This is a genomic window from Ferrovibrio sp. (genome assembly GCF_017994015.1).
Lineage (GTDB): Bacteria > Pseudomonadota > Alphaproteobacteria > Ferrovibrionales > Ferrovibrionaceae > Ferrovibrio.
In genome coordinates this window covers 1-3,375 of the sequence record NZ_JAGOLP010000116.1, presented here as the reverse complement: position 1 = coordinate 3,375, position 3,375 = coordinate 1, and the positions used below count along the sequence as shown (strand labels likewise).

Here is a 3,375-nt window from a genome sequence, read left to right as displayed (position 1 = left end):
CAATTGTTCCGGCAAACATGCCGGCATGGTTACCCTGGCGCGCCATCTGGGTGTGCCGTTGGAGGGGTATGTGAAGCCCGATCATCCGGTGCAGCGCGCCGTTACGGCCGCGATCGAGGATGTTTGCGGCCATCGCTTCGCGCCCGATGAAATCGGTGTGGATGGCTGTTCGATGCCCACCATGGCAATGCCGCTTTACAACCTGGCCCATGGCTTTGCCAAATTCATCACCGGCAATGGTCTGGCGCCGGAACGTGCCAAGGCTGCCAAACGGTTTGCCCAGGCGGTGATCGCCGAGCCGTTCTTCATCGCCGGCAATGGCCGTTTCTGCACGCTGGCCATGCAGGCAGGGCGCGGGCGGTTCATCGTAAAGACCGGAGCGGAGGGTGTGTATACGGCCGCCAGTGCCGAGCTTGGCGTGGGTATCGCGCTGAAGGCGTTGGATGGCACCACGCGTGCGGCGCAAACCGCCATCGGTGCGGTGTTGGATCATCTGGGGTTGTTGGATGATGCGGCGCGCGAAATGCTGCAGCCGATGGTGCAGCCGGTGATGAGCAATTGGCGCGGTATCCGCGTCGGCGATATCGGTCTGGCGCCGGTTGCTTAATTCAGCGCCGCGTTCAATGCGGCTTCGGCGGCCAGCGCCTGGCGGATATCGCGGCCGGCCTTGGCGGCGAAGGGCTTGGCCAGCCGGATAACCCAGCCGATGCGGCGATGCAGGCGCAGTAATTCTGCGCGGGTTTCGGCATTGGCAGCCTGCACCAATTGTCTGGCTAGTGGCACAAGCAGAGGTGAGGCCGCATTGCGGTCATAACGCGTGAGGGAATAGAGAAACAGCAGCAGGTCGCGGGCTTGCCGTTGTGCTTGCGTCATGCCGGGCAGGTCGTGATCCTCCAGGTCCAGCAGGCCCGGCTTGCCGTCGGTCCAACTGAAGTTGCGGATTTGCGCGCCGCCATGCCAATGTCCGCCGGCATGCAGGCGGCTCAGCAGATCGGCACAGGCTTCGATCAAGCCGCGGCGCTGTGCCGGATCGTTTTCGCGGCCCAAAAGGCTCTCCACTGATTGGCCGGCATCGCCCAGCAGCAACCACGCATCGGTCAGTGCCAGCACCGGCGGTACCGGCCAGCCATCGGCGGCCAGCTTTTGCAGGGCTTCGGCCTCGGCACGTAAGCCGGCTTGGCCGGCACTTTGCCGCGCGGGCTTCAGCATGGCCAGGCCGGTGAGCAGGGCGAGGCCGCGTTGCATCAGCACCGACGAGCGCAGGCGCGGCAAACCAGGCCGTTTCACCCAAAGCCTGTGGCCGTCATGTTCCAGTGAAAACACCCGCTCGCGGGCTGTGGCGCCCAGGCTGCGGATGGCCGCCTGCAATGCGGCGGAAGGCTGGTTCATGGCGCGATCAGGATGCCGCTTGCTGGGGTGCGGGAGTGGATTCCTTCAGCGCGACCAGGGTGTTTTCGATTATCGCACGATCCAGGTCGCGGGTGATGAACACGATGCGGCTGCGGTGATCGGCATCCGGCCAGGCCGGAATGGTGGCCGGCGGATGAAACAGATGCTGCACGCCATGCACCACCACCGGGCGGTCCACGCCCTGCACATTCATCAGCCCTTTCACGCGCAGCAGATTGTCGCCGCGATAAGCCGCCAGCATGTCCAGCCAGGTGGCCAGGATATTCCATTCGAAAGGTTCGTCGAAGGTGATGCAGAACGAACTGATGGAATTGTCGTGGCGGTTCACATCCAGCTTGCCATCCGGGGTGAGGGGATGGCCATGCGAGTCATGCCCGTGATGCTCATGCCCATGATCATGATGTCCGTGATCATGGTGATCGTGGTGATGATGATCGTGGTCATGGTGATGATGGTCATGGCCGCCATAGGCCTCGGCACGCAGCCAGTTCTGCGCATTGAAGCTTTTGGTGGTGGGGTCGTACAGGCCGGCATTGAACAGCGGCCCGGGCTCTATCTCGCCCAATACAGCCGGCAGGATCGGCGCGGCGGGATTGAGATGGCGCAGGCGATGCTTCAATTCAGCCGTTACGGCCGGGGCGGCCAGATCGGTCTTGCTCAGCACGATACGGTCGGCCATGGCAGCCTGCTTCACGGCTTCGGCATGATTGTCCAGCGTGCTGCTGCCATTCACCGCATCCACCAGGGTGATCACGCTTTCCAGCCGGAAACGTTCGGATACCACCGGGTCGGTCATCAATGTGTGCAGCACCGGGGCGGGATCGGCCAGGCCGGTGGTTTCGATCACCACGCGCTTGAACGGTTTCACCTCGCCGCGCTCGCGCTTGCCCATCAATTCACGCAGGGTGTTCACCAGGTCGCCGCGCACGGTGCAGCACAGGCAGCCCGAGGCGAGCAGAACGGTATCTTCGCTGCTGGAAGCGATCAGCGCATGATCCAGGCCGATCTCTCCGAATTCGTTCACGATCACGGCGGTTTCGCCCATATCGGGATGCCGCAGCAGGCGGTTGAGCAAGGTGCTTTTGCCAGCGCCGAGAAAGCCGGTGGTCACAGAGACCGGAACGCGCAGATCGACAACCTGATTGCTCATGGCGAAAACCCCTTTTGTTGAGGTCTTATTTCGGCAATGTGGGGCGGAAAGTCCAGCCCTCCCGGCAGCAGAAGGCGGTTACGGGCACCAGGGCCGCTTGGTGCCCCCGTCATAGCGCCGCGCCAGGCCTTGCGCGATCAGGGTTTCGCCCAGATCGGATCTGCCATCGGCGCTTTGCACCCGGCCCACCACGCGGCGGCCGTATTTGTCATGGCTCAGATCGCGCAGTACCACCGGCTTGTTGCGCTCCAGCCAGTCGCTGGCCAGCTTCGTTGCAGCCTCGGCCGCCTCGCGCTCGGCGATGCATTTGCTGCGCTTTTCCGGGGTATCGATGCCTTCCAGCCGCACCCGGGTGGTCACCCGCTGGTCCAGCCAGATCAATGCCACCACTTCCATCGTATCGCCATCGATCACGCGCGCTTGTTCCACGGCAACCGGGCCAGGCAACGGAGGTTCTGCGGCGGCTATCTGGCTGATCGGCAGCAAAGCCAAACCAAGAATAGACAATATGGATGTGGAATTATTCATAGATATACTTATACGGGTTTTATACGAACAAATAAACTATATATGTTCTTATAATTCCCTAAGGTTGCGCAAAGCAAGATAAATCCCTTTTCATGGGGATATTTCCCTGAATTTTACAGACAACAAGCGAGGCCGGTGCGGCGGGGTTCAGCCCTGGCGGAGCTGATTCGGCCGGCGATAGCTCAGCGCCTCGGCGATATGGGTGCGCTTCACGCCGGCGGCGGCTTCCAGGTCGGCCAGGGTGCGGGCCACACGCAAAACCCGGTGATAGCCGCGGGCGGTGAGGC

4 protein-coding genes and 1 pseudogene are annotated in these 3,375 nt (G+C 62.4%); 1 reads left to right on the top strand and 4 read right to left on the bottom strand.

The genetic code is table 11. The features are described 5' to 3' along the window. The coding region (locus KBB36_RS20855; protein ID WP_290985820.1) for an asparaginase at window positions 1–607 on the top strand (607 nt) is incomplete at its 5' end. On the opposite strand, the gene KBB36_RS20850 is transcribed toward KBB36_RS20855, so the two are convergent. From KBB36_RS20850 to KBB36_RS20835, 4 genes and pseudogenes are all read right to left on the bottom strand, one after another. Further along, the gene (locus KBB36_RS20850; protein WP_290985817.1) at window positions 604–1,389 is read right to left on the bottom strand and encodes a hypothetical protein; all 786 of its coding nucleotides are present in this window, start codon (window positions 1,387–1,389) and stop codon (window positions 604–606) included. The two genes, KBB36_RS20855 and KBB36_RS20850, sit on opposite strands and share 4 nt — an antisense overlap. Window positions 1,390–1,396: 7 nt before the next feature. Next, window positions 1,397–2,560 carry a GTP-binding protein gene (locus KBB36_RS20845; RefSeq protein WP_290985814.1) on the bottom strand — a complete coding sequence of 388 codons (1,164 nt, stop codon included), beginning with the start codon at window positions 2,558–2,560 and terminating at the stop codon, window positions 1,397–1,399. A gap of 78 nt (window positions 2,561–2,638) precedes the next feature. After that, entirely contained in the window at window positions 2,639–2,989 is a 351-nt protein-coding gene (locus KBB36_RS20840; protein ID WP_290985811.1) for a thermonuclease family protein, read from the bottom strand. Between the two features lie 246 nt (window positions 2,990–3,235). Continuing rightward, window positions 3,236–3,375: pseudogene (locus tag KBB36_RS20835) on the bottom strand (hypothetical protein); the annotation flags it as partial.